The 24,320-nt window shown below is 62.4% G+C and carries 17 protein-coding genes; 12 read left to right on the top strand and 5 right to left on the bottom strand.

The genetic code is table 11. The annotated features are described in order from the left end of the window. Positions 1–63: 63 nt before the first annotated feature. Both F6S87_RS02685 and F6S87_RS02680 read left to right on the top strand, forming a co-directional pair. Positions 64–1,011 (top strand): hypothetical protein, encoded by a 948-nt coding sequence (locus tag F6S87_RS02685; protein ID WP_163227099.1) that lies wholly within the window; start codon positions 64–66, stop codon positions 1,009–1,011. Positions 1,012–1,111: 100 nt separating this feature from the next. Continuing rightward, positions 1,112–1,630, top strand: coding sequence for a DUF3180 domain-containing protein (locus F6S87_RS02680; protein ID WP_163227098.1), 519 nt, complete (start codon positions 1,112–1,114; stop codon positions 1,628–1,630). A 143-nt stretch (positions 1,631–1,773) separates the two neighbouring features. Here the strand turns inward: F6S87_RS02680 and F6S87_RS02675 are convergent, their stop codons facing one another. Beyond that, the gene (locus F6S87_RS02675) at positions 1,774–2,718 is read right to left on the bottom strand and encodes an acyl-CoA thioesterase (protein ID WP_163227097.1); all 945 of its coding nucleotides are present in this window, start codon (positions 2,716–2,718) and stop codon (positions 1,774–1,776) included. Positions 2,719–3,227: 509 nt separating this feature from the next. Between F6S87_RS02675 and ettA the strand changes: the two genes are divergently transcribed. Next, positions 3,228–4,904: an energy-dependent translational throttle protein EttA gene (gene ettA / locus F6S87_RS02670; RefSeq protein ID WP_163227096.1), complete on the top strand. Its 1,677-nt coding sequence runs from the start codon at positions 3,228–3,230 to the stop codon at positions 4,902–4,904. A 279-nt stretch (positions 4,905–5,183) separates the two neighbouring features. Here the strand turns inward: ettA and F6S87_RS02665 are convergent, their stop codons facing one another. Together F6S87_RS02665 and F6S87_RS02660 are read right to left on the bottom strand one after the other, a co-directional pair. Beyond that, on the bottom strand, positions 5,184–5,612 hold the full coding sequence (locus F6S87_RS02665; RefSeq protein ID WP_163227095.1) for a peptide deformylase: 429 nt from the start codon (positions 5,610–5,612) through the stop codon (positions 5,184–5,186). Positions 5,613–5,627: 15 nt separating this feature from the next. Beyond that, positions 5,628–6,968 carry an O-acetylhomoserine aminocarboxypropyltransferase/cysteine synthase family protein gene (locus F6S87_RS02660; RefSeq protein ID WP_163227094.1) on the bottom strand — a complete coding sequence of 447 codons (1,341 nt, stop codon included), beginning with the start codon at positions 6,966–6,968 and terminating at the stop codon, positions 5,628–5,630. Positions 6,969–7,801: 833 nt separating this feature from the next. On the opposite strand from F6S87_RS02660, the gene F6S87_RS02655 reads away from it, so the two are divergent. The 3 genes from F6S87_RS02655 (at position 7,802) to F6S87_RS02645 (ending at position 13,226) form a co-directional block, all read left to right on the top strand. Continuing rightward, positions 7,802–9,277, top strand: a complete 1,476-nt coding sequence (locus tag F6S87_RS02655; protein WP_163227093.1) for a sugar porter family MFS transporter — start codon at positions 7,802–7,804, stop codon at positions 9,275–9,277. A gap of 538 nt (positions 9,278–9,815) precedes the next feature. Then, positions 9,816–11,165 (top strand): xylose isomerase, encoded by a 1,350-nt coding sequence (gene xylA, locus F6S87_RS02650; protein ID WP_163227092.1) that lies wholly within the window; start codon positions 9,816–9,818, stop codon positions 11,163–11,165. 345 nt (positions 11,166–11,510) lie between these two features. Further along, complete coding sequence (locus F6S87_RS02645; protein ID WP_163227091.1) at positions 11,511–13,226, top strand: glycoside hydrolase family 43 protein; 1,716 nt, start codon at positions 11,511–11,513, stop codon at positions 13,224–13,226. Positions 13,227–13,306: 80 nt separating this feature from the next. On the opposite strand, the gene F6S87_RS02640 is transcribed toward F6S87_RS02645, so the two are convergent. Then, positions 13,307–14,383 (bottom strand): LacI family DNA-binding transcriptional regulator, encoded by a 1,077-nt coding sequence (locus F6S87_RS02640; RefSeq protein ID WP_163227090.1) that lies wholly within the window; start codon positions 14,381–14,383, stop codon positions 13,307–13,309. 460 nt (positions 14,384–14,843) lie between these two features. Here F6S87_RS02640 and F6S87_RS02635 point away from each other — a divergent pair, with 460 nt between their 5' ends. From F6S87_RS02635 to F6S87_RS02610, 6 genes are all read left to right on the top strand, one after another. Next, entirely contained in the window at positions 14,844–16,121 is a 1,278-nt protein-coding gene (locus tag F6S87_RS02635; RefSeq protein ID WP_163227089.1) for an extracellular solute-binding protein, read from the top strand. Positions 16,122–16,280: 159 nt separating this feature from the next. Then, positions 16,281–17,339, top strand: coding sequence for a carbohydrate ABC transporter permease (locus tag F6S87_RS02630; protein ID WP_163227557.1), 1,059 nt, complete (start codon positions 16,281–16,283; stop codon positions 17,337–17,339). Position 17,340: 1 nt separating this feature from the next. Then, positions 17,341–18,273, top strand: a complete 933-nt coding sequence (locus F6S87_RS02625) for a carbohydrate ABC transporter permease (protein ID WP_163227088.1) — start codon at positions 17,341–17,343, stop codon at positions 18,271–18,273. A gap of 162 nt (positions 18,274–18,435) precedes the next feature. Further along, on the top strand, positions 18,436–20,088 hold the full coding sequence (locus F6S87_RS02620; protein ID WP_163227087.1) for a glycoside hydrolase family 43 protein: 1,653 nt from the start codon (positions 18,436–18,438) through the stop codon (positions 20,086–20,088). 3 nt (positions 20,089–20,091) lie between these two features. Continuing rightward, on the top strand, positions 20,092–22,041 hold the full coding sequence (locus tag F6S87_RS02615) for a sialate O-acetylesterase (protein WP_163227086.1): 1,950 nt from the start codon (positions 20,092–20,094) through the stop codon (positions 22,039–22,041). 188 nt (positions 22,042–22,229) lie between these two features. After that, entirely contained in the window at positions 22,230–22,841 is a 612-nt protein-coding gene (locus tag F6S87_RS02610; RefSeq protein WP_163227556.1) for a sugar O-acetyltransferase, read from the top strand. A 3-nt stretch (positions 22,842–22,844) separates the two neighbouring features. On the opposite strand, the gene F6S87_RS02605 is transcribed toward F6S87_RS02610, so the two are convergent. Beyond that, entirely contained in the window at positions 22,845–24,068 is a 1,224-nt protein-coding gene (locus tag F6S87_RS02605) for an ROK family protein (RefSeq protein WP_163227085.1), read from the bottom strand. Positions 24,069–24,320 lie beyond the last annotated feature (252 nt).

Raw genomic sequence — 24,320 nt, 5'->3', positions numbered from 1 at the left:
GTCCCCGGCAGCGGGGACCGCTTTTCATATTCGTTCGTCCATATTCGTAAAGGAAGCATCATCATGACTACCCAGGCATTGCAGGGCATTGCCGGCCTGCGGGCCGGGCTGACCGTCGACGTCGAGTGGACCGGTGCCGCGTCGGCGGCCGACGTCGCCAGCGCGATCGCGAGCCTGATGGACCTGTGCGTCGACGACGACGTCGAGCGGCTCGCCAACGAGGTCGCCGACCTGCTGCGGCGTCGCGTGGGCGCCGACTCGGTGACGGTGACGGCCACGCAGCGGCTCGCCGATCTCGACGGCGACGATCCACGCGACAATCCACTTATTGTTGCGCTGCGCGAAGCCGACCTGACGGCCGCATCGGTCTCGGCGACGGCCACCGCCGCGGCGCCCGCCGCGGCGGCCGCCGCGGAACACGCGACGGCGCGCGGGGGATCGAATGGAACCGCGGACCGGATGCCGTCGCGCGAATCGTTCGACGGGGAGGCCGGACCGGCGCAACCCGTGGCGCAGGCGATGCCGCTGGAGCAAGCCGGACGGCACGTCGCCGTCGTCGCGCTCGAGTCGTCGGCACCAAACGCCGAGGACCTGTTCCGCGCGTCGATCGTCGCCGTCGACTCGATTCCCGGCAACCAGGTCGAGGGCATCTCGCCGCTGTACCATGCCGGCTCGCTCGACGGCGCCGACAGCCTGACGGCGATCCTGCAGGTCGCGACGACGATGAACGCGACCGAACTCGTCAAGGCACTGCACGCCGTCGCGATGGCGCACGAGGGCATCGTCAGGATGACGGTGCTCGGCTTCGACGGCCGGTCGGTCGCCGGCGTGGCCGGCACCGTCGCCGACGACCGCGAGCCGCGCACGCGCGCCGCGTTCCTGTCGCCGTGGCTCGACATCGACCCGACCGCCGAGCTCGACGGCGACCCGGTCGCGTTCCTGCTCGCCTCCGCCCTCGACGCCCCGTTCGTCGGCCAGCAGTCCGACCACTGGATCCTCGGCGGACGGTGACATGTCCGATTCCCGCCGGCGGGACCGGACATGTCCGGATATATTGACCCGCGCTGCGGGTACTGTTGGACGGGAAGCATAGGCAAGCAGGAGGGCTGTCATGGGAGCACGACGGACACCGTGGTGGGTGTACGCGGCCGGCATCGTCGTCGGATTCGCCGCCGGGGCGTTGGTTGCGCTGTTCGAGGAAACGCACAGCCTCGGCCTGCTCGGCGCGCCGTGGTTCGTCTCCGCCATCCTGGTGCTGCTCGGCGTCGTCGTGCTGTACCTGGCATTCCAGGTCCACAAGTACACGACGACCGATCCGAAGAAACGCGCCGAATTGAAGACGTTCGAGCCGGAGCGGGCCGTCAACACGCTCGTCATGGCGAAGGCCCTCGCCGTCGCCGGCGCCATCCTGCTCGGCTGGTACGGCGGCCAGCTCGTGCTGTGCCTGCGTCACGCCGAGGCGAGCTACTATCACGGCATCATCGTCGAATGCGCGATCGCCTGCGGCGCCGCGCTGTTCGACATGATCATCGGCATCGTCAGCGAATGGCTGTGCATGCTCCCGCCGACCGAGGGTCCCGACCATCCGAAGATCAAGGAAGCCCGTCGCCGCCAGCAGTTCGCGCACTAATACCACGAGGAGCTCCCTGGAAGGGAGCTGTCGGCGAAGCCGACTGAGGGTCGACTTACGGAACGCACATGGTTACGCTCCGAAAGTCGACCCTCAGTCTCGCTACGCTCGCCAGCTCCCTTCCAGGGAGCCTTTGACAGGACTCAGATTCCCGGAACCCTGATCATCGCTTCCTGGACCATGCAGGCGGCGAGCTTGCCGTCCTGCGTGTAGACCTTCGCGGTGCCCAGGCCGCGGCCGTGCGCGGCGGTGGGGGAGTCCTGCACGTACAGGTGCCACTTCGTGACGTCGATGTCGCGGTACCACCACATCGAATGGTCGATCGACGCGTAGCTCATGCCCGGCGTCGAGATCGACAGGCCGGCGCGGCGCAGCACCGGTTCCATCATGACCTGGTCGCAGCCGAGCGCGAGCAGCGCGCGGTGGATGACCTGCGGCATGTCGAGATCGCCGTCGGCGCGCATCCAGACCATCTGCTTGCCGCTGTCCGCCTCGTGGCTCGCCTTGTCGGGCTTGATCATGACGGTCGGCGTGATGTGGCGGATGTCGAACGGCGACTTGCTCGCATAGTAGTCCGCGAACGGCGAGAGATCCTTGAGCGGCGTCATCAGCTCCTTCGCCGACATCAGCGACTCGGGTTCCGGCAGACCAGTCGGCATCGGATCGGCGAAGTCGACGCCGGTCTGGCCGCTCTTCTGGAAGCTCGCGATCGCGGTGAGGATCGGTCCCTCGGCCTGCGTGACATTGACGCGGCGCGCCGAGAACGAGTGGCCGTCGCGCAGGTTCTCGACGTCGAACAGCAGGTCCTGGTGGATGTCGCCGGGGGCGATGAAGTAACCGTGGATCGAGTTCGGCTCGCGGCCCTCCGGTACCGTCTTGCTCGCCGCGATCAGCGACTGCGCGATGACCTGGCCGCCGTAGACGCGCCCGGTCGGGAAATACATGCTCTCGCCATTGATATAGGTATGGCCGCGGTATTCGGACGGGTCGCCGAGCCGCAGCACGTTGACGAGGCGCCTGAGCCTCGCGTTGGCTTCCTCCGCGCCATTCGTCGCCGCTTCGTCGTTGATGGGCCGCTGATCGCTCATGATGATTCGGTTCCTTCCATGCTCGCTTCGTCCCGGGTAACGAGAGAACAGTCTACCGAGTCGGCGTGAATGCAAAACGAACGGCATGTAACGATTCCTCCGTCGGAAGAATCGTGCGAATTGTCCCGTTGTCATGGCTCCGGACGATCCGGACGACGAAATCCCTTGCCGGGACGCAAGGCGAACCAAGAAAGGAAGGGGCTCCGGAACTGCGAGAAAGCGAGGGAAATCGCCGAAACATGAAAGGGGTTCGCGGTCCCGGAGCCGATCGGAAATCCGTCTTTCCTTGCCGGATTTCCGCTGGGTACCAACCTACCGAATCGTTTCCGCCGACGCAGCATCCATCACGATTCCCTTGCATTTTCATGACAAAACCTTGACATCCGTCTAAAACCTCCCCAAGGCGAACGGCCGGAATAGAACGGCGTGACGGCAGTTGAACTGTAGACTCCCTTTGGAATAATGGAGACGTTTGTGACCACTGGACTTTTCGATAGATCGGATAGACATTGGCTGAGTTTATTTATCAGATGATCAACGCGCGCAAGGCGTACGGTGATCGCGTCATTCTCGACAACGTGACGCTGAGCTTCCTGCCCGGCGCCAAGATCGGCGTCGTCGGCCCGAACGGCATGGGCAAGTCGACGCTGCTCAAGATCATGGCCGGCCTGGACACCGTCAGCAACGGCGAGGCGCAGCTCACCCCCGGCTACACCGTCGGCATCCTGCAGCAGGAGCCGCCGCTCGACGAGGACAAGACCGTCGGCGAGAACATCAAGATGGCGTTCGGCGACATCGCCGCGAAGGTCGAACGATTCAACCAGATTGGCGAGGAGATGGCGAATCCGGACGCCGACTTCGACGCGCTGATGGAGGAAATGGGAACTCTCCAGACCGAGATCGACGCCGCCAACGGCTGGGATCTCGACTCGCAGCTCGAGCAGGCGATGGACGCGCTGCAGTGTCCGGATCCGGACACGCCGGTGTCCGTCTGCTCCGGCGGTGAACGCCGCCGCGTGGCGCTGTGCAAGCTGCTGCTGGAAGCCCCCGACCTGCTGCTGCTCGACGAGCCGACCAACCACCTCGACGCCGAGTCGATCCTGTGGCTCGAGCAGTTCCTGCACAAGTATGAAGGCGCCGTCATCGCTGTCACCCACGACCGCTACTTCATGGACAACGTGGCCGAGTGGATCTGCGAGGTCGACCGCGGCCAGCTGTACCCGTACAAGGGCAACTACTCGACGTACCTCGAGACGAAGGCCAAGCGCATGGAGATCCAGGGCGCCAAGGACGCCAAGCTGGCCAAGCGCCTGAAGAGCGAGCTCGAATGGGTGCGTTCGTCGCCGAAGGCCCGCCAGGCCAAGAACAAGGCCCGTCTGGAGCGTTACGACCAGATGGAGCAGGAGGCGCGCAACTCGAAGAAGCTCGACTTCTCCGAAATCCAGATCCCGCCGGGGCCGCGCCTGGGCTCGACGGTGCTGGAAGCTGAGCACATCCACAAGGCGTTCGGCGACCGCGTCCTCATCGACGACCTGTCGTTCACGCTGCCGCGCAACGGCATCGTCGGCGTCATCGGCCCGAACGGCGTCGGCAAGTCGACGCTGTTCAAGACGATCGTCGGCCTCGAGGAGCTGTCCGGCGGTTCGCTGAAGATCGGCGACACCGTCAAGATCAGCTACGTCGACCAGAACCGCGCCGGCCTGGACCCGAACAAGAACCTGTGGGAAGCCGTGTCCGACGGCCTCGACTTCATCGAGGTCGGCGGCGTGGAAGTCCCGACGCGCGCCTACGTCGCGTCGTTCGGCTTCAAGGGCTCCGACCAGCAGAAGCTCACCGGCGTGCTGTCCGGCGGCGAACGCAACCGCCTGAACCTGGCACTGACGCTGAAGCAGGGCGGCAACCTGCTGCTGCTCGACGAGCCGACCAATGATTTGGACGTCGAGACGCTGGAATCGCTGGAGAACGCTTTGCTCGAGTTCCCCGGCTGCGCCGTCGTCATCTCGCACGACCGCTGGTTCCTCGACCGCATCGCCACGCACATCCTCGCGTGGGAAGGCGACGACGAGCACCCGGCCAACTGGTACTGGTTCGAGGGTAACTTCCAGTCCTACCAGGAAAACAAGATCCAGCGCCTCGGCGAGGATGCCGCCCGTCCGCACCGCCTGCACCGCAAGCTGACGCGATAGTCCTCCGACAGACTCCCTCTTGAGAGGGAGTCGAAAATCCGAAGGATTTTCGGTGGGAGTAGCGAAGCGACCGAAGGTCGCGGAGCGTAGAACGCAAGTGGGCTGGAACGTAACTATCGTCGAGAATAATTACGTTCCAGCCCACTTGCGTAGGCGCTTCGCGGCTTCGTCGCTACGCTACTCCCACCGGCTCGAGCTTCGCTCTCGCCGACTCCCTCTGAAGAGGGAGTCTGACCACCTGAAGAGAGTGTCTGACCAGCTCAAGAGGGAGTCTGTGTGTCAGATCAGCACGCCGTCGCAGTGGTCGACTTCGTGCTGGATGATCTCGGCGGTGAAGCCGGAGAATCGGGCGTGACGCTGGCGGCCCTTCGGCGAGACATAGTCGACCTCGATCTGCCGGTAGCGCGTCGTCGTCTTCTGGCCCGGCAGCGACAGGCAGCCTTCCTCGGCTTCGTAGCGGCCGGACTTCCCGGTGATGACGGGATTGAGCATGACGACCGGCCGGCCGCCCATCTCCTCGTCGGCGACGACAATGATGCGCTTGCGTTCGCCGATCATGTTCGCGGCCATGCCGACGCACGTTTCGTGGTACATGGCCAGCGTGTCGACGAGATCGGCGGCGATCTGCCGGTCGTCGGCGCTCGTCGGATCGGCTTCGATCGACGGCGCCGACAGCACGGCGGTGTCCTTGCAAATGGTTCTGATCATGCCGTCATTATAGGGTCACCCGAACACCTTCGTCAGTGCCTGGTCAAGGTCGGCGATCAGGTCGTCGGCGTTCTCGATGCCGCAGGACAGGCGCACCAGGTCGATGCCGACGCCGGCCTCCTCGAGCTGTTCCTCGGTGAGCTGGCGATGCGTGGTGCCGGCGGGGTAGAGCGTGCAGGAGCGCGCGTCGGCGACGTGTGTGGCGATCGAGATCAGCTCGAGCGAGTCGAGCACTTCGGACACCTTCTCGCGGCCGCCCGGCACGCCGAACGAGATGACGCCGCAGGTGCCGTGCGGCATGTACTTCTCGGCGAGTTCGTGGTATGGATCGTTCGGCAGACCGGGGTAGCTGACCCACGAAATCCGCGGGTCCTGATCGAGCCATTCGGCGACTTTCTGCGCGTTCTCGCAGTGCCGCTGCATCCTGACGCCGAGCGACTCGAGATGCATGCCCATGATCCACGAGTTGATCGGGGCCGGCGTGGAGCCGAAGTCGCGCATGAGCTGCGCCGTCGCCTTCGTGATGAACGCCGCCTTGCCGAAGTCCTGCGCGTAGCGCACGCCGTGGTACGAATCGTCCGGCTGCGTCATCCCCGGGAACTTGTCGGCGTGGGCGAGCCAGTCGAAATTGCCGGAGTCGACGATCGCGCCGCCGACGCAGCTGCCGTGACCGTCCATGTATTTCGTCGTCGCGTGGGTGACGATGTCGACGCCGAATTCGAACGGCCGGCAGTTGACCGGCGTCGGGAACGTGTTGTCGACGATGAACGGCACGCCGTGCGTGTGCGCCGCCGTCGCGAACTTCTCGAAATCAAGGACGATCAGCGCCGGATTCGAGATCGACTCGCCAAACACCGCCTTCGTGTTCGGCCGGAACGCCGCGTCGAGTTCCTCCGGCGTGCAGTCCGGATTGACGAACGTGCATTCGATGCCCATCTTCGCCATCGTCACGTTGATCAGGTTGAACGTGCCGCCGTAGATCGCCGACGACGCGACGATGTGGTCGCCATTGTTGCAGATGTTGAACAGCGCGAAGAAATTCGCCGCTTGGCCGGAGCTCGTCAGCATCGCCGCGGCGCCGCCCTCCATCTCGCAGATCTTCGCGGCGACGGTGTCGTTCGTCGGATTCTGCAGGCGGGTGTAGAAGTAGCCGCTCTCGGACAGGTCAAACAGCCGGCTCATCTGCTCGCTCGACGTGTACTTGAACGTCGTCGTCTGGATGATCGGCGGCGTGCGGCTCTCCCCGTTGCCCGGCTCGTACCCGCCGTGCACGCAGATCGTGTCGATGTCCTGCCCGCGGTCCTGCCTGTTGTCTCGTCCGTCCTGCTCGCTGTTCGGCTCGTGTTCTCCGGCCATGGAAACTCCCGTCATCGTGAAGGCTGCTCGTTGCCGTCACGCTATCACGGCTGCATATTTCGACGAACGATCCGTCCCAAAACGGCGCCGCAAAGACAGGCTGGGACTTCCTGGCGTTGCTCGGCGTCCGGACGGGGCGGGAAAGGACAAGTAGTCACGATTCCAGTCACGGGAATGTTACGAAACATCCGGATTGGTCGAGACGGGACGATTCGTAACGTTTTTGTGGCGGGAATCGTTACTAAATGTACGGAAGTTTTGGAGACGGACGATTCGTAACGATTCCGGCCGCTGGAACGTTACAAAGCGTCCGGATGGGCCGGAAAGGGACGATTAGTAACGATTCCGGCCACCGGAATGTTACAAAACGTCCGGATAAGAAAGGACGGGACGATTCGTAACGGTTCTGCCGAAGAAAACGTGACCAGACGTACGGATGGAAAAAGATTGGACGATTGGTCACGTTCCAGTCGACGAAAGTGCCCGTGTACCACGCCATAGTCGTGTTCGCCGACGGTAAACAACGAAAGTTTCGGGCTAACGAATAATGGCGAGAATCGTTGGAATTGCAAGGATTAACTGTTTTTGTTTAACGATTTGACAATGTGAATGGCGCGGCTTTACCATGCAGTCCAGTTGGTTTGGTTCACAGCTGAATCGAACATAACGAGACGGCGACCACTGGCATGAGGTGAATGCGAGCGGCCGTCGCTCTCGGAGCCGGGAATCGTTCCCGGTCCGCATGAACATCATCATCTGCGCGGCCCAGTGCGCGGAAATGCCGTCAATGGCGACGTCTTCCGTACCGCGACCGGCGGCGAAAGGAAAGAATCATGGCAAGGAAGACCGGTCGACTGCCGAAGGGAGTCGTGTACTTCTTCGGCGCGCTGGGCGGATTGCTGTTCGGATATGACACCGGCGTCATCTCCGGAGCAATCCTGTTCATCGAAAACCAAATGAATCTCGGATCCTGGCAGCAGGGCTGGGTCGTCTCGGCGGTACTCGTCGGCGCCATGCTCGGCGCGGCGTTCATCGGCCCGCTGTCCGACCGTCTCGGTCGCCGCAAGCTGCTGCTGATCGCCGCCGTCATCTTCGTCGTCGGCGCACTCGGCTCGGCGTTCTCTCCGGAATTCTGGTCGCTGATCCTCTTCCGCATCATCCTCGGCGTCGCTGTCGGCGCCGCCTCCGCCCTGATCCCGACCTACCTGAGCGAGCTGTCGCAGGCAAGCAAGCGTGGCACCGTCTCCGGCCTGTTCCAGCTCATGGTCATGACCGGTATCTTCCTGGCCTATGTCACCAATTACGCCTTCTCCGGCCTGTATACCGGCTGGCGCTGGATGCTCGGCTTCGCGGCCATCCCGGCCGTCGTGCTGTTCGTCGGTGGCCTGTTCCTGCCGGAGTCGCCGAGGTTCCTCGTGCGCGAAGGCAACATGGCCGAGGCCCGCAGCGTGCTTTCCGGCATCTATGATGACGGCGACGCCGCCGACAACGAACGCAAGGTTTCCGAAGAGCTCGCCGACATCAAGCGGCAGGCGACGATCGAGGGCAAGAGCGGCGGTTATCGCGAGCTGTTCAGCAAGGGCGTGCGCCCGGCGCTCGTCATCGGTGTCGGCCTGGCGATCTTCCAGCAGATCATGGGTTGCAATACCGTGCTCTACTACGCCCCGACCATCTTCACCGACGTCGGCTTCGGCGTGGCCGCCGCGCTGCTCGCGCACGTCGGCATCGGCATCTTCAACGTCATCGTCACGGCAGTCGCCATCGCGATCATGGACAAGGTCGACCGTCGCACGATGCTGATCGTCGGCGCCGTCGGCATGGGCGTCTCGCTGTTCGTCATGAGCATCGCGATGAAGATGAGCTCCGGCTCGCAGGGCGCCGCGATCGTCTGTGTCGTCGCGCTGACCGTCTACATCGCGTTCTTCTCCGGCACGTGGGGTCCGGTCATGTGGATCATGATCGGCGAGGTCTTTCCGCTCAACATCCGCGGTCTCGGCAACTCGGCCGCCAGCGTCGTCAACTGGGCCGCCAACGCCCTCGTCTCCGTCACGTTCCCGTACCTGCTCGACCTGTTCGGCACCGGCAGCCTGTTCATTGGCTACGGCGTCATCTGCTTCGTCTCGATCTGGTTCGTTGTCAAGTATGTCTTCGAGACGCGCAACCGCTCGCTCGAGGACATCGAGGCCGACCTGCGCGCCCGCGCCGGCGTCACCGGTGTTTCCGATGCCCGCGCCGTCGCCGAGATCGATGCCGACGACGCCGTCGAGATGGCTGCCGATCGTCACGAGGAAATGAGCGCCGTGCACTGAGTGTTCCGTAGCTGGAAGTTCAGTCTGGACGATTCTCGCGTGTATCTGCCTGTCGCGATTCCGGGATCCGATCTCGGAATTGCGGCAGGCATGTTTATTGCCGGAAATTCCTCCCGTTGCGATGTTGTGCGGACGGGGCGCGTGAGGGGAGTGGAAAAATGAAAGGCGGCGGCCGTCTCAAGGTGAAAGCGGGATGGCCGTCGTCGAATCGTCCTCGCGGAAGCGGCTACACGGCGTCGCTCCGGAAGACAGTTTCATTGTATGGAGCGGCGGTTGGCGGCTGGAACGATTCGTTCCTCCGGCGTAATCGCCCACGGCAAACTGCACATCCCGGTCCTTCCGACCGGCTTTTGCATGTCGCGATCCCGTGATCCGATCGCGGAATTGCGACATGCGGAAACATGCAACTTCAGACAACATGAAAAACAGCGGATTTCCAATGAACACGCCGATTAATTCGATGAATTGACATATTTAGTTAAACGGTTTTATTATTGGAACCAGCCAAACACACTACAGATCAACAAAGGAGTGATCGATGGGACTGTGGGATATCGACAAGATCGAGTACGTCGGCCGCGGTAACGGCCCGGTGGAGGGCCTCGGCTTCCAGTATTACGATGCCGACAAGGTTGTCGCCGGCAAGAAGATGAAGGACTGGTGCCGCTTCGGCGTGGCCTGGTGGCACACGTTCGACCAGGAGCTCGTCGATCCGTTCGGCGTCGGCACCGCCCGCCGTCCGTGGGACGGCAAGTACTCCGATCCGATGGACAACGCCCTCGCCAAGGTCGACTACGCGTTCGAGTTCTTCCAGAAGCTCGGCGTCGAATACTTCTGCTTCCATGACCGCGACATCGCGCCGGAAGGCGAGACGCTGCGCGAGACGAACGCCAACCTCGACAAGGTCGTCGACAAGATCGCCGAAAACATGGAATCGACCGGCGTCAAGCTGCTGTGGAACACCTCGTCGCTGTTCACGAACGCGCGCTTCGTCGAGGGCGCCGCGACGTCGCCGAACGCCAACGTCTACGCCTACGCCGCCGCGCAGCTCAAGAAGTCGCTCGAGATCGGCAAGCGCCTCAACGGCGAGAACTACGTCTTCTGGGGTGGCCGCGAAGGCTACGAGAACCTGTGGGTCACCGACATGAAGCGCGAGCAGGAGCACATGGCGAAGTTCTTCCACATGTGCGCCGACTACGCGAAGGAAATCGGCATGGGCGCCCAGTTCCTCATCGAGCCGAAGGCCAAGGAGCCGATGACGCACCAGTACGACTTCGATGCCGCCACCGCCTGCAACTTCCTGCGTGCCTACGATCTCATCGACACGTTCAAGCTCAACCTTGAGGGCAACCACGCCAACCTCGCCGGCCACACCTACCAGCACGAGATCCGCGTCGCCCGCGACAATGGCGTGCTCGGCTCGCTCGACGCCAACCAGGGCGACATGCTGCTCGGCTGGGACCTCGACGAGTTCCCGACCAACCTCTACGAGGCCACCTCGGTCATGTGGGAAGTCCTCGACGAAGGCCAGATCGGCCCCCACGGCGGCCTGAACTTCGACGCCAAGCCGCGCCGTTCCTCGTTCGCCGCCGAGGACCTGTTCCGCGCCCACATCGCCGGCATGGACACGTTCGCCGCCGGCCTGCTCGTCGCCGCGAAGATGCACGAGGACCGCTACATCGAGGATCTCGTTGCCAACCGCTACTCGACGTTCGACTCCGGCATCGGCGAGACCGTCGAGAACGGCACCGCCACGCTCGCCTCGCTCAACGACTACGCCATCGACATGCCGCAGTCGAAGATCCTCGAGTCCGTCAAGCCGGATCACCTCGAGGACGTCAAGGCCACGATCAACAACTACATCGTCGACGCGCTGGCCAACGCCTGAGTCGACGTGGGTTGACGTCACGGGTCGGTAGTCGGCCGGCTTTCCGGAATGGTTCCGGAAGTCGGTCGACTTCGACTCCTGGACCGACGGCTGCCCGTGGACGCGGTTTTCCGGAAAGGCGGCTCCTTTCCTCCGCCGTTCTCTCTTCTCTGCAACCACCTTGTCGGCGGGCAGCTTCGGCCTGAACCTACTCATTCGTACTTTTACTGTTCACTTACCTCTTTCCTTCCCTCATCTTCGAACCCGGGGAGCCGCGCTGGCGGCTCCCTTCGTTTTTGTCAGAACGATTCTTCCGGGAATGTCGTTTCCAAGAGAGAGGATCTCTTCTTCCGAAAGGCGTCAACGATGACGATTTTCAACCCGATTCTTCGCGGTATGCACCCCGACCCCAGCTGGATCTGGGATGAGACCAGGAATCAAGCCGTGCTTGTTAACTCGACATTTGAAATGACACCGGGACTGCCGCTGCACGTCTCCAACGACCTGGAACACTGGACGCTGGTTGGTCATGCCGTTGACGACGACATGGCGAGGCGTCTGTTGCTGCCATACGTCGAGGATTCCGGCGGACTGTACGCGCCGACACTGCGCGTGATCCATGGCCGCTACGCGATCGCCTGCACGGTGTCCCGACTCGATGTGGACAAGGCGCGCGCCGCCGGTGTCGACGAGGCCTCTCTCGAACGATTCCGCAGGGCCGAGGGCAACTTCGTCATCGAGGCCGATCACCTCGAGGGCCCGTGGCGTGGGCCGTACTGGATTAGCGGCGCTCGCGGTGCCGACCCCGACCTGTTCGAGGATATCGATGGCTCCGTATTCTGGACGCAAACGGCGCTCGCGCCGTTCCCGAAATGGCCGGGTCAGACCGAAATTACGATGCATCACATCGATCCCGAGCGTTGGAGTTTTACATGTTCGCAGCTTGAAGACGACCATATCGACGGCACGATCATCTGGAACGGCGAGATGATCGGCGGCGTCTGGGCCGAAGGGCCACACCTGATTCGCCGCGGCGACTACGTCTACCTGATGACGGCCGAAGGCGGCACCAGCCGTGACCATTGCGAAATGGCCATGCGAGTCTACGCGCCGAACGGCCTGTGGAACGCCGTCGACGATTTCGTGCGCCACGGCGGCGGCGACATGCGCTCGGACAGCGAACTCGATGTGACCGGACCGGCGCGCCGCCTGTTCACGCCAGACTGCAAGAACCCCATCCTGACCCACCGCCACCTCGGCAACCGCTACCCGGTCCAGTGCGTCGGTCATGCGGATTTCATTGAACACCCCACGCTCGGCTGGTGGCTTGTCTGTCTTGGCACGCGCCAGACGGCAATGGCCGACGGACGCTCGCTGAACTTCGTCGGACGCGAGACGTTTATCGCGCCCGTCGAATGGCAATCGGATGCCGAGACAATGTTCGCCCCGCCATTGTTGCCCGACGTGCCGCATGACGGTGATCCCGATCGTGACAAACTCTGTGCCTCGTGGCCTGTCGTCGCTCCGGGGTTGGGGCGGTTGCCTTTCGTGATACAGGCAGAGGGGGAGTCGGTGGCAACCGACGTCATGGCGGTCGCGAACGCCGAAGCCACGGCAACGACAGGTGATCCGATGTTGTTTACGCCATGGACTTCAGACGAGCCCTCATTGCGTGTGCGACTTGATCCGGATTGGAGATACTGGCGCCTGAGCGATGACGATGTGGTGGTTCCCCTCGAAGAGGGTCGTTCGATCAGGTTCCGCCTCGATGACAGTCACTACGCCGAATTCACGTCGACATCCCCGCAGGTCGAATCGACTAGGTCGAGGGAGGGGAACGACGGAGTTGCGGATACTGGCAGGATTTCATCGCGTGCTGTCGAATGGACCGTCGCGAACGGCAATGATATCGACCGTGGCACGCTGGTTGTCGACGATCCAGTCACTGTGCGATTTGGTAGTGGTCTGCTTTCGCTGGCCGTATCCGACCGCCAGTGGAACTGCCTGGAATGGGACGGATCGTTCCTGTCCACTGAATCCGGTGACAGTTTTACCGGCATCCTCGTCGGTATTCCGGGTTGAACTGAAAACTCCTTGGAAGAGAGCCGCCGGTGAAGTTGGCCTTTAGTCTCGCCGTACTCGGCGGCTCTCTGCCAGAAAGCTCAGTTTTCTTGATTCGCGACAGCCTGCGTGCTGTTACGAACGACGAGATTGGTGGGGAGGATGATGTGCTTCTGCTCGAGATTGTGCTCGGAGGCGTCAAGCACGAGTCGTGTAGCGCACGCCGCCATCTCCTGTAGCGGTTGCCGGACCGTCGTCAACGCCGGTCCAAGATAGGCCGATGTCTGCACGTCGTCGAAGCCGACAACCGAGACGTCCTCCGGAATGCGCAGACCGAGCTGGCGTGCGGCCTCGTAGACGCCCATTGCCTGCAGGTCGCTGCCGGCGAAGATGGCTGTCGGGCGGTCGGGCAACGCGAGCAGTTCGACAGCCTGGGCATAGCCACCCGGTGTCGTGTAGTCGCCCTCGGTGATGTAATGGTCCGGCGGAACGATGCCGTGCTCCTTGAGCGCCGCGCAGTAGCCGTCGAATCGCGCACGGGAGCACATCATCTCGTCGGGCCCGTTGATGATCGCGATCTTCGTGTGTCCGAGTGCCAGCAGGTGGCGCGTCGCGATGACGCCACCGGTCCAGTTGTCGGCTTGGACCGAATACTTGCTCTCGGTCGGGTCGCCGGACGGATCGAAGATGACGTAGGGGATGTGTTGGGACTCGAGTTTTTCCTTCTCGATAGTTGTCAAGTCCGAGAAGATCAGGATGGCGCCAATCGGTCGGCGCTTGAGCAGCGCGTCCACCCAGGAGGAATCGGGATGCTGCCGGTCACCGCTTTCAGTCGTGACGACGCTCAGGTTGTGTTGTTTTGCCTCGTCGAGCACGCCGCGGAGCACTTCGAGCGCCCAGAGCGTGTCGAAGTCCTGAAACACGACCTCGATGAGCTGCTGGCGGTCGTCGACATTGCCTCGTTTGACGTAACCGTGTTTCTCGAGGGCGGCATTGACGATTGTCCTCGTCTCCTCAGCGACATCGGCACGACCGTTGACGACCTTGGAGACTGTCGCGAGCGAGAAACCTGTTTCGTCGGCGATGTCGATCAAGCGGATCTTGCCAGCGGGGTGTCCTGCATTGCACGTCCTGCTTGTGCCGCGCTTGCCGACTTCGGCGGAGCGTGCCGTCGTCATGTCTCCCATCGCGGACGCAGTCGTCGCATTTGCCGTGGTATTCGTGGTGTTGGCCATTGCCGTCGCCGCCCTTCTCGTGCGGAAATCGTTGCCGGCGGAGGCGGTCCGCGGTCGGTTCCGATGGCTCTCAGAATATCGAAAGTTTCGAATTTCTTCAATTTGACGTCTTGTGGCGTGTTGTCTAACGAGAATCGTTGAAAATATTGAGAAATGAAAGAAACGTTCTGCCGGTTACTTAATTTGACAGTTTAACTAAGTGAGGTTATTGTAAAGATATCGAAAGTTTAAGAATAAACTTTCGAAATATTTCGGAACTGAAGATGAGGATCGTCATCGATGATGATCCTTGTCCGGCTTCGCCGGGAACTCTCCACTGATCGGTTCTTCCACGACAACGCAATCCGGTTCCGGATATCCACAGGACCGCCAACGACGGCGACTTCCATGGACAGGAGTAGAGATGAACAAATTCAAGACGGTGCTGGCGGCGGCCGTGGCCGCGGCAACGATGATCGGCGTGGGTGCCTGCGGCAGCACAAGCAATGCCGATGACACGACGATCACGTTCTGGCATAACGCGACGACCGGCGATGGCAAGCAGTACTGGGAAGACCTCGCCGCGTCGTTCGAGAAGGAACATCCCGGCGTTACCGTCGAGATCCAGGCCATCCAGAACGAAGACCTTGACGGCAAGCTGCAGACGGCCATGCAGGATCCCTCGAGCGGTCCGGACGTATTCCTGCTGCAGGGCGGCGACAAGACTAAGGACCTCATCGATGCCGGCGATGTCATGGACCTGACCGACAAGATTTCCGATACCGTCAAGACCGACATGTCCAGCGTGCTGAGTTCCGCGACATTCGATGGCAAGGTTTACGGCGTGCCGGTGGCGGTGGAACCGGGCGGCATGTGGTATTCGAAGGACCTGTTCGAGCAGGCCGGCATTTCCGGCGTGCCGTCGACGTGGGATGAGTTCCTCACGGATGCGAAGCAACTCAAGGAATCCGGCATCGATGCAATCGCGCTCGGTGCGAAGGATGCGTGGCCGGCCGCCCACTGGTACTACTGGCTGGCGCTGCGCGAATGCTCGGCGGATGTCTACAACGACAGCATGACCAACAAGGACTTCTCCAATTCGTGTTGGGTGACGGCTGGTGAGAAGCTGCAGCAGCTCAATGAACTCGGTGTCTGGAACGATGGCTACCTGACGACGACGGCCCAGCAGGGTGCCAACTCGTCGGCCGGTCTGCTGGCCAACCACAAGGCCGCAATGGAACTGATGGGCGCCTGGGAGCCGGGCGTCGTCAAGGACCTGACGTCCGACCAGAAGGCGATGTCCGACCTCGGCTTCTTCGCCTTCCCGAGCGTTGATGGCGGAGAAGGCGATTCCAGTGCCATGATGGGCAGCGTGGCATTCTTCTCGGTCAATGCCTACGCTCCGAACATTGCCGTCGACTTCGTTAACTACATGGGCGAGCAGAAGAACCAGGAGAACTACGCTACTGCGTTCTCCACGATCCCGGCTTCCGTGCCGGCCCGCTCGGTCGTGACGGACGAATCGCTCAAGCAGATTATTACCTACCTTGATAAGTCGTCGGAAATGGAACTGTGGATGGATACGTCGCTCGGTACCAACATCGGTAACGCGCTCAACTCCGCCGTTGTCAACATGCTGTCCGGCAAGGGTACGCCGGAGGACATTGTCAAGGCGATGCAGGACGCCGCTGACAAGGGCTGACGGAACAGGTATTCAACACAAATCGTGCGTGGCTGCCGCTGTACCGGTGGCCACGCCATGTATCACCACATTCGACACCATGGATTATTGCTGCGGGCCACAGGCCGGCTATCACAGGCGGGGAGAGGAACTGCAATGAGCGCAAATGGAGACGCGGTGATGATATCGCCGCTAAAAAACAGAAACCGGACCAGAATCATGAAGAAAAGCAAGAATAGCGGAAAGGCGCGCAACAATTTCGAGATCTTCGTCTTGTCGGCACCCGCGATCATTATTTTCGTCTGCTTCGTTATCCTGCCGATCATCCTCGGCGCCTACTACGGCCTGTACAAGTGGAAGGGCTTCGGCAGCCCGTCAGTCAACGGTACGTTCGTTGGCCTGCACAACTACATCGTCGCGCTGAAGGATCCGGAGTTCCAGGCCGCCATCGGCCACACGTTCCTGATCATGATCGGATCGCTGATCGTCCAGGGTCCGCTTGCCGTGCTGTTTGCGCTGCTGCTCAACCAGAAGTTCAAGGGTCGCGGCCTTATCCGCACGCTGATCTTCGTACCGTACGTCGTTTCCGAAGTCATTGTCGGTACCGGCTGGAGCCTCCTGTTGCAGAAGACCGGCGCCGTCAACCAGATCCTCAACTCGATCGGGCTGCCGAGCATCGATTGGCTGGCCGACTCGAAGATTGCAATCTGGACATTGCTGGCCGTCATCAGCTGGAAGTACATCGGTTTCGCCGTCATCCTGATGCTCGCCGGCATGCAATCGATTCCGGAAGACCTCTATGAGGCCGCCAAGGTGGATGGCGCGAGTTTCTGGCAAATGCAGAAGAGCATCACGCTGCCGTTGCTTGCGCCAACGCTGCGCATCTGGGCATTCCTGTCAATGATTGGCTCGCTCCAGCTGTTTGACCTCGTTTACATCATTTGGGGTGAATACGTCTCGTCGACGGCCGGTGTTTCCACGATGGCAACCTACATGGTGCGCGAGGGACGTGGTGCCAGCAACTATGGCTATGGTTCTGCCGTCGCGTTGATCATCTTCGTCATCTCGATGGTGATTGCCCTCGTCTACCAGCACTTCGTGCTCAATCGTGACCTGGACGGCGCGCTCGCCGAGGAGAAGAAGCTCAACAAGCGCAAGGCGCGCGAACTCAAGCGTCGCGCCAAGGAAAACGAACTGGCGCAGATTGCCGCCGCCGAGGACGAAAGCGTGGTGAAGTGAGATGACGACCGCAACACTGGGTGCGAAGACGTCGCGCCATTCCAACCGCAAGAACAACAAACCAAATCGCCAGACGAAGAAGTATCTCAAGCAGCATGGCTATCGTGTCTCGTCGAAGTCGCCATGGGGTAACCCAATCGTCTACTTCTTCTCGCTGATTCTCGTCGCGATCTGCGTGACGCCGGTGCTCTACATCATCTTCGGCGGTTTCCGCACGAACGCGCAGATCACGAATGATCCTGCCGGCATGCCGAATCCGTGGGAGGTCAGCAATTACGTCGACGTATTTACGAGTCCCACCTTCTGGCAGGAACTCGCCAACTCGCTGATCGTGGCGGTTTGCACGATGGTCGGCGTTGTCGTCCTTGGCATCATGGTCAGCTTCGTCATTGCCCGTTATCACTTCAAGTACTCGAAGGCGATGTACGCGCTGTTTTCGGCAGGCCTGATGTTCCCGATGACCGTCGCTATCACGCCGCTGTACCTGATGGTGCGTAACCTCGGCCTGGCCAACTCGCTGCTCGGTATCATCCTGCCGCAGATCGCGTTCGGTCTGCCCCAGACGATCATCATTCTGGTACCGTTCCTGCAGTCGATCCCGCTCGAACTCGAAGAAGCCTGCATGCTGGATGGTTGTTCGCGACTTGGCTTCTTCTGGCGCATGGTCATCCCGCTGGCCATGCCCGGCGTCGCCACTGTCGGCATCCTGACGTTCGTCAGCAGCTGGAATTCGTACATGCTGCCGTTGTTCGTGCTCAGTTCGGAAAACAACTACACGTTGCCGCTGGGCGTGCAGATGTTCAGCTCGCAGCACTCGGTCGACACCGCGAAGGTACTTGCGTTCACGTCGCTTGCCATGCTACCAGCCCTGATCTGCTTCACGATCTTCCAGAAGAGGATCGTCGGTGGCCTGACCGGCGCCGTCAAGGGCTAGTCGCTACTCACCTCAGGCGACTATTTCATGATGCCCGCGTTGTTCTTGCACCGCGACGGCCGAATCATGTCCTCGGCTCTATACTCGGTGGTGGTGCAACGCGGGAATCATGTAAATCGAGATTGTATAACCGATTAACAAGAAGATGAAAGAGAGTCAACGATGACGATCTCCAACCCGGTACTGACCGGCTTCTATGCAGACCCGTCGATGATCCGCGTCGGCGACCGGTATTACCTGGCGACGTCCACGTTCGAATGGTGGCCGGGCGTCACGCTGCACGAGTCGACCGACCTCGCGCACTGGACGCCGCTGCCGTCGCCGCTGAACCGCACGACGCAGCTCGACATGCGCGGCAATCCGGCCGGCGGCGGCATCTGGGCGCCCGACCTGTCCTACGCCGACGGCAAGTTCTGGCTCGTCTACACCGACGTCAAGGGGATGAGCGGTAACTTCACCGACCTCGTCAACTATCTCGTGACGGCCGACGACATCCGTGGGCCATGGTCCGAACCGATCCGGCTCAACGGCGTCGGCTTCGACGCGAGCCTGTTCCACGACGCCGACGGTCGCAAGTATCTCGTCCAGCAGACGACCGACTTCCGCGAATGGCGGCACTCGTTCAACGGCATCACGATCACCGAATACTCCGTCAAGGAGCGCCGGCTGCTGCCGGAAACGATGCGCACGCTGTGGGAAGGCACCGACGTCAAGGTCGTCGAGGGACCGCACCTGTACCGGATCGGCGACTGGTACTACCTGTTCTGTGCCGAGGGCGGCACGAGCTGGGAACATCAGGAATCGGTCGCCCGCGCCCGCACGCTCGACGGGCCGTTCGAGACGATGCCCGGCAACCCGTTCATCTCGAACTTCACGACGCCGGACTTCGGCCTGCAGAAGCAGGGTCACGGCTCGCTTGTCGAGACTCCCGAGGGGGAGTGGTACTACGCGTCGCTGTGCGGACGGCCATGGCATCATCCGACCGAGCCGGTGCACGGCACGCGCGGCTGGTGCACGCTCGGCCGCGAGACTGCCATCCAGAAGGTGACCTGGGACAGCGACGGCTGGCCGCGCATCGTCGGCGGCCCGGCCGGCATGATGACGGTGCCGGGGCCGGGGGAGAGTGCCGGGAACGATTCGTCCGCCAGCATGGTCCCCGCCAGCGTAACTGTCGCCGAACCCCGCCACTTCCACGACTCGTTCACGGACGACTCGCTCGAGATCGGCTGGAACACGCAGCGCGTGCCGTTCGCGCCGACGATGGGCGAGACCGGGCAGGGCAGGCTCAAGCTGGTTGGACAGGGGTCGCTGACGGACAGGTTCGACCTGTCGCTCGTCGCGAGGCGCTGGCGCGACTTCGCGTTCGACGCGCGGGTCTCCGTCGAGTTCCGGCCGACCTTCTACCAGCAGATGGCCGGCCTGACGAACTACTACTCCGACCTGTTCTGGTCGTGGATCTACGTCACCTGGGACGCCGAGCGTGGCTGCCGCGTCATCGACGTCGCGCAGAACGACTTCCACCAGTACACGACGTTCCTGCGCGACAAGGCGATTCCGGTACCCGACGACGTCGAGCGCGTGACGTTCCGCACGCGCGTGCGCACGCAGACCTACACCTACGACTACTCGTTCGACGACGGCGCGACCTGGCAGCCAACCGGCATCGGGCTCGACGCGAAGATCCTCTCGGACGACTACGTGATGAGCAAGTACTGGGGCTTCTTCACCGGTGCCTTCGTCGGCATGGCCTGCGTCGACATGACCCGCTACGGCCAGGCCGCCACGTTCCGCGATTTCGACTACAGGGCGGTATGAATCATGCGGTTGTCGTCGCTGTTCGCTGACGGATGCGTGCTCCAGCAGGGCGTACCAGTGCCGGTCTGGGGTACCGGCCACCCGGGGAAGCGGTTCGTCGTCACGGTGCAGGGTGGTTCTGTCGAGGACGTCGTCAGCGAGGACGGACACTGGCGCGTGGAGATCGGGCCGCTTGATGCCGGAGGTCCGTTCGTGCTGGATGTCATGGTGGATGGCGCCGTCGTTGCCGAGCGTGTCGTGTACGTCGGCGAGGTGGTGATCTGCGCCGGTCAGTCGAACATGGAACTGCCGGTGAGCTGGGTTGCCGCCGACTATCCATCGATGTTGCGTTGCGACGATCCGCTGTTGCATCAGTGCAAGATCGGCGTCGCCTACGATTTCGATGGGCCGCGAGACGAGCCGGTAAGTGCTCCCTGGACGTCGTACGAGGGTACGGCTCGCGGTGACTTCACGGCCGTCGGAGCTTACGTCGGGTTGGCGTTGCGCCGGTGGCTCGGCGTGCCGGTGGGACTGATCAACATGACTCTCGGAGGCTCGCCGGTCGAATCGTGGCTCGACCGGCCGACGGTGGCCGCCCATCCCGAATTCGCCGAGCTGCTCGCGACCTACTCGTCGACAGCCGAAGCGAACCGGCTGAGCGCCGAGAGCCTCGAGGCGCAAGGCGAGTGGCGGCGCGAGGAAGAACGTCGCCGCCGGCCGGCCGACATGCTGGCATGGTCGGCCGTGCGCTTGCCCGGCGACCTCGCCGCCCAGCTGCCGGAACTGTCGGGATTCCACGGCGAACTGCTGCTGCGGAAACGATTCACGTTACCTGCCGACCGCGAGAACTGGCCTACGACGACGGGACTGATGCGGCTCAGCACGATGACCGACCGCGACGAGACCGCCGTCAACGGCGTTGTCGTTGGTTCCAGCGGCGACCGGTACTGCCTGCGCGACTATGTCGTGCCGGCCGGCGTGCTGCGCGGCGGTCTCAACGAGATCACCGTTCGCCTGTCGATCGATGGCGACGATGCCCGTGTGGCGCTCGGCAAGCGGATGACATTGGCTGTGCGGGGTGACGAATCTGGTTGCTGCTGTGCGTGCGGTGGCGACGACATGGTCATTGACCTCGAGGGGCCGTGGGAGTGCGCCGTGCTAGCCTCGATGGATGAATCGTGCCCAGCCGAAGACTTCGTGCGCTGGAAGCCGACCGGCCTGTTCAACGCGATGACGGCACCGGTCGCCGGCTACGCGGCACGCGCCGTGCTGTGGTACCAGGGCGAGTCGAATACCGGCGAACCGACGAGCCGGATCTACGGCGAGCTGCTCGCCGACCTGACGACGCTGTGGCGCCGCGAATGGGGCCAGTCTCGACTGCCGTTCGTCGTCGTCCAGCTACCCGAGCTCGCCATCGACGTCGCCGACGACGGTGGATGGCCTGCCGTGCGCGATGCCCAATGGAAGGCATCGCTGACGCTCGACGATGTCGCGACCGTCGTGACGCTCGGCCGTGGCGATCCATACGATCTCCATCCGGTCAACAAGCAGGATGTCGCCGCGCTGGTCTTCGAAGTCCTGCGCGACCTCGCCTACGGCGACAATCACGGCCGCCCGATGCCGTACGCTTACGGCGCCGAGCTGGCGACGACGGCGGATGGCGAGTGGCAACTGATCGTCAAGTTCGCCGAAGTGACATTCCGCGGCGGCCGGCGAACCGTCAACTCGTTCGCCGGCACGCTGACCTCGCTCGACGGCTGCGGCCGGTGCGAGCTGATGGTTAGCTATGCCGACCATCAGTCGCGCCATGTTTCAGCGTCTGTTGCCGGCGACAGCCTGCATGTTCGCTGGCATGACGACGGTGCGGAAGCGCCGGTAGAAGTTGCCTATAACTGGATTAACAATCCGCATGACAATCTGGTGGCCTCGCAGGACGGCATGATCGTCCCACCGTTCCGGCTGTCTATTCCGTAGCCGTATCCCATGCGGTCATGAATGACTCACTTTGAGCATGTCACAATTCTGAGATGAAATCTCAGAATTGTGACATGCTTTGCTGTGTGGCACTGGAGCGCGGGCGGCTATACTCGAACCTTGGATTGTTGAGTCAGTGAACAAAGGAGTCGAGCTTGGACAATCAGCGGGAGAATCGTGTCAGCGCAATGATCGAGCGGGCGCTCGCGGATTATCCGGGGGACGAGGACTTGCGCAAGCTGTTTGCCGGCGAGGCGACGCAGTACCGCAAGTCGACGACGCTGCCGGGGCATGTCGCCGACGCGGCGCGCTCGTGCGCCGAAATCAACCGGCTCTACTACACCGATCCCGACGAGGCGTACCGACTGTTTCACGAGCTCGTGCCGGGTGCCGAGGACGGCGTTCAGATCACGCCGCAGTTCGAGATCGAGTACGGCATGGCGCTGTTCATCGGCGCCAACACGTTCCTCAACAAGGATTTCATGATCTGCGGCGGCGGCATCGTCACGATCGGCCATGATTGCCTGATCGGCCCGCGCTGCACGATCAACACGCCGAACCACGCGCTCGACGCGGCTAATCGCCTCGACGGCTGGGAGCATGCGCTACCGGTCACGATCGGTTCGAACGTGTGGTTCGGCGCCTGCGTCACCGTCTGTCCCGGCGTGACGATCGGCGACAACACGATCATTGGCGCCGGTTCCGTCGTCTGTCACGACATTCCCGCCGACTCGATCGCCGTCGGCAACCCGTGCCATGTCATCCGTCCGCTGCCCGACGTCGATCCGTTCTTCGCGTAGCTTCTACTGCTGCAGGAACGGCAGCGGGTTGTCGATGAAGCGACGCAGGCCGACCTCGGCGGCGCCGAGCAGGGCCGGTCGGGTGGTCGAGTTGGCGCGCAACACGCGAATGTTCATGACGTCGCGCGCAAGGACCTGGTCCTGAATGCCGTCGCGCATGCGTCCGAGGAACTCGTCGTCGATCTGCGCCCACAGGCCACCGATGATGACGGTGTCCATGTCGGACAGGTTGATCGTCGAGACGATCGCCGAGACCATCGCGTCGAAAGCGAGACCGATGATTTCCTTCACTTCGGGGTCGCCCTCGCGCCACAGCCGGTCGAGTTCGCGGACGGCCTCGTCGCTGGCGCCGTCCTCGCCAAGCGCAATGCCGGCGGCCTCGACCATCGAGCGGCGGCCGGCATAGACCTCGAGGCAGCCGTGCCGTCCGCACTGGCACAGCGGACCGTTCATCTGCACCGACATGTGGCCGAGTTCGCCGGCGAAGCCGCGGTCGCCGATGACGACCTTGCCGTCGCGCACGAGCGCGCCGCCGATGCCGATGTCGGTCGAGATGTAGATGAACGACTCGTTCGGCTGCAGGCTCGCCTCGCCCGCGCACAGTGCACCGTAGCCGGGCAGCTGCGCGATTGCCGACATGTTGGCTTCGTTGCCGGCGATCGCGTCGAGCCGGTCGACGAGCGCGAACTGTGTCAAGTCGAGGTTGTCCCATCCGAGGTTGCGGGCGACGAGTAACTGCCGGGTGTCGGTGACGAGGCCGGGCAGCGCCAGGCCGGCGCCGGCGATCGTGTAGCCGCGCGACTGCAGCGCCGCTTCCTGGTCGACGAGCATGTCGTCGAGCTTGCCGAAGATCGCGACCGGATCGGCATGCTGCAGGTCGCCGGAAATCCACCGTTCGGCGACGACGGTGCCGTCGAGATCGAGGACGAGGTAGCCATAGCCGTCGGTGTTGATCTGCACGCCGATGCCGCACATCGTGCCGCCATTGATCAGCAACGGCGTGCTCGGACGGCCGTAGACGGACTGCACGAGCGGCACGCCCTCCCGCACGATCCTGTTATTGATCAGCAACGTCACGAGCAGCGACATCGTCGCCTTCGTCAATCCGGTCTCCTTGGCAAGATCGGCCCGCGACTGCGGGCCGTCCGCGTGCAGCATCGCGTTGAGCACCACCGACAGGTTGTGGGTTCGCAAGTCATCCTGGTTCATGCGTTTCATGGCCGCCATCGTTTTTGTCCGTTTCTCTTTCGTCCGCCGCGGCCCCTGCCGTCGGCCCTCCTCGTTGCGCCTCGCCATCGGTCACGTCGCCGGATTGTTCCGACATCCCCGTCGGAACGGCGACTGGAATGGACACGATTCATGCTCCGTCGCGAACGATGAAATTATGATACACTAATTCTAGATAGTTTATTCATTAAACTAACTAATTTGTCGACGGAACGATTCTTCCGCAACAAGGCGGCACGGCGGCGACAGGAC

Source organism: Bifidobacterium choloepi, from assembly GCF_010667615.1.
Lineage (GTDB): Bacteria > Actinomycetota > Actinomycetes > Actinomycetales > Bifidobacteriaceae > Bifidobacterium > Bifidobacterium choloepi.
This window is presented reverse-complemented; position numbering and strand designations above follow the sequence as displayed.

What these genes read in the sequence shown, in the direction of transcription:
- F6S87_RS02685 (WP_163227099.1), top strand. Translation starts at nt 64, where the DNA reads ATGACTACCCAGGCATTGCAGGGCATTGCCGGCCTGCGGGCCGGGCTG.
- F6S87_RS02605 (WP_163227085.1), bottom strand. Translation starts at nt 24,068, where the DNA reads ATGGCGGCCATGAAACGCATGAACCAGGATGACTTGCGAACCCACAAC.
- F6S87_RS02635 (WP_163227089.1), top strand. Translation starts at nt 14,844, where the DNA reads ATGAACAAATTCAAGACGGTGCTGGCGGCGGCCGTGGCCGCGGCAACG.
- F6S87_RS02680 (WP_163227098.1), top strand. Translation starts at nt 1,112, where the DNA reads ATGGGAGCACGACGGACACCGTGGTGGGTGTACGCGGCCGGCATCGTC.
- F6S87_RS02675 (WP_163227097.1), bottom strand. Translation starts at nt 2,718, where the DNA reads ATGAGCGATCAGCGGCCCATCAACGACGAAGCGGCGACGAATGGCGCG.
- F6S87_RS02610 (WP_163227556.1), top strand. Translation starts at nt 22,230, where the DNA reads ATGATCGAGCGGGCGCTCGCGGATTATCCGGGGGACGAGGACTTGCGC.
- F6S87_RS02665 (WP_163227095.1), bottom strand. Translation starts at nt 5,612, where the DNA reads ATGATCAGAACCATTTGCAAGGACACCGCCGTGCTGTCGGCGCCGTCG.
- F6S87_RS02655 (WP_163227093.1), top strand. Translation starts at nt 7,802, where the DNA reads ATGGCAAGGAAGACCGGTCGACTGCCGAAGGGAGTCGTGTACTTCTTC.
- F6S87_RS02625 (WP_163227088.1), top strand. Translation starts at nt 17,341, where the DNA reads ATGACGACCGCAACACTGGGTGCGAAGACGTCGCGCCATTCCAACCGC.
- F6S87_RS02630 (WP_163227557.1), top strand. Translation starts at nt 16,281, where the DNA reads ATGATATCGCCGCTAAAAAACAGAAACCGGACCAGAATCATGAAGAAA.
- F6S87_RS02640 (WP_163227090.1), bottom strand. Translation starts at nt 14,383, where the DNA reads ATGACGACGGCACGCTCCGCCGAAGTCGGCAAGCGCGGCACAAGCAGG.
- F6S87_RS02615 (WP_163227086.1), top strand. Translation starts at nt 20,092, where the DNA reads ATGCGGTTGTCGTCGCTGTTCGCTGACGGATGCGTGCTCCAGCAGGGC.
- F6S87_RS02620 (WP_163227087.1), top strand. Translation starts at nt 18,436, where the DNA reads ATGACGATCTCCAACCCGGTACTGACCGGCTTCTATGCAGACCCGTCG.
- F6S87_RS02645 (WP_163227091.1), top strand. Translation starts at nt 11,511, where the DNA reads ATGACGATTTTCAACCCGATTCTTCGCGGTATGCACCCCGACCCCAGC.
- F6S87_RS02660 (WP_163227094.1), bottom strand. Translation starts at nt 6,968, where the DNA reads ATGGCCGGAGAACACGAGCCGAACAGCGAGCAGGACGGACGAGACAAC.
- xylA (WP_163227092.1), top strand. Translation starts at nt 9,816, where the DNA reads ATGGGACTGTGGGATATCGACAAGATCGAGTACGTCGGCCGCGGTAAC.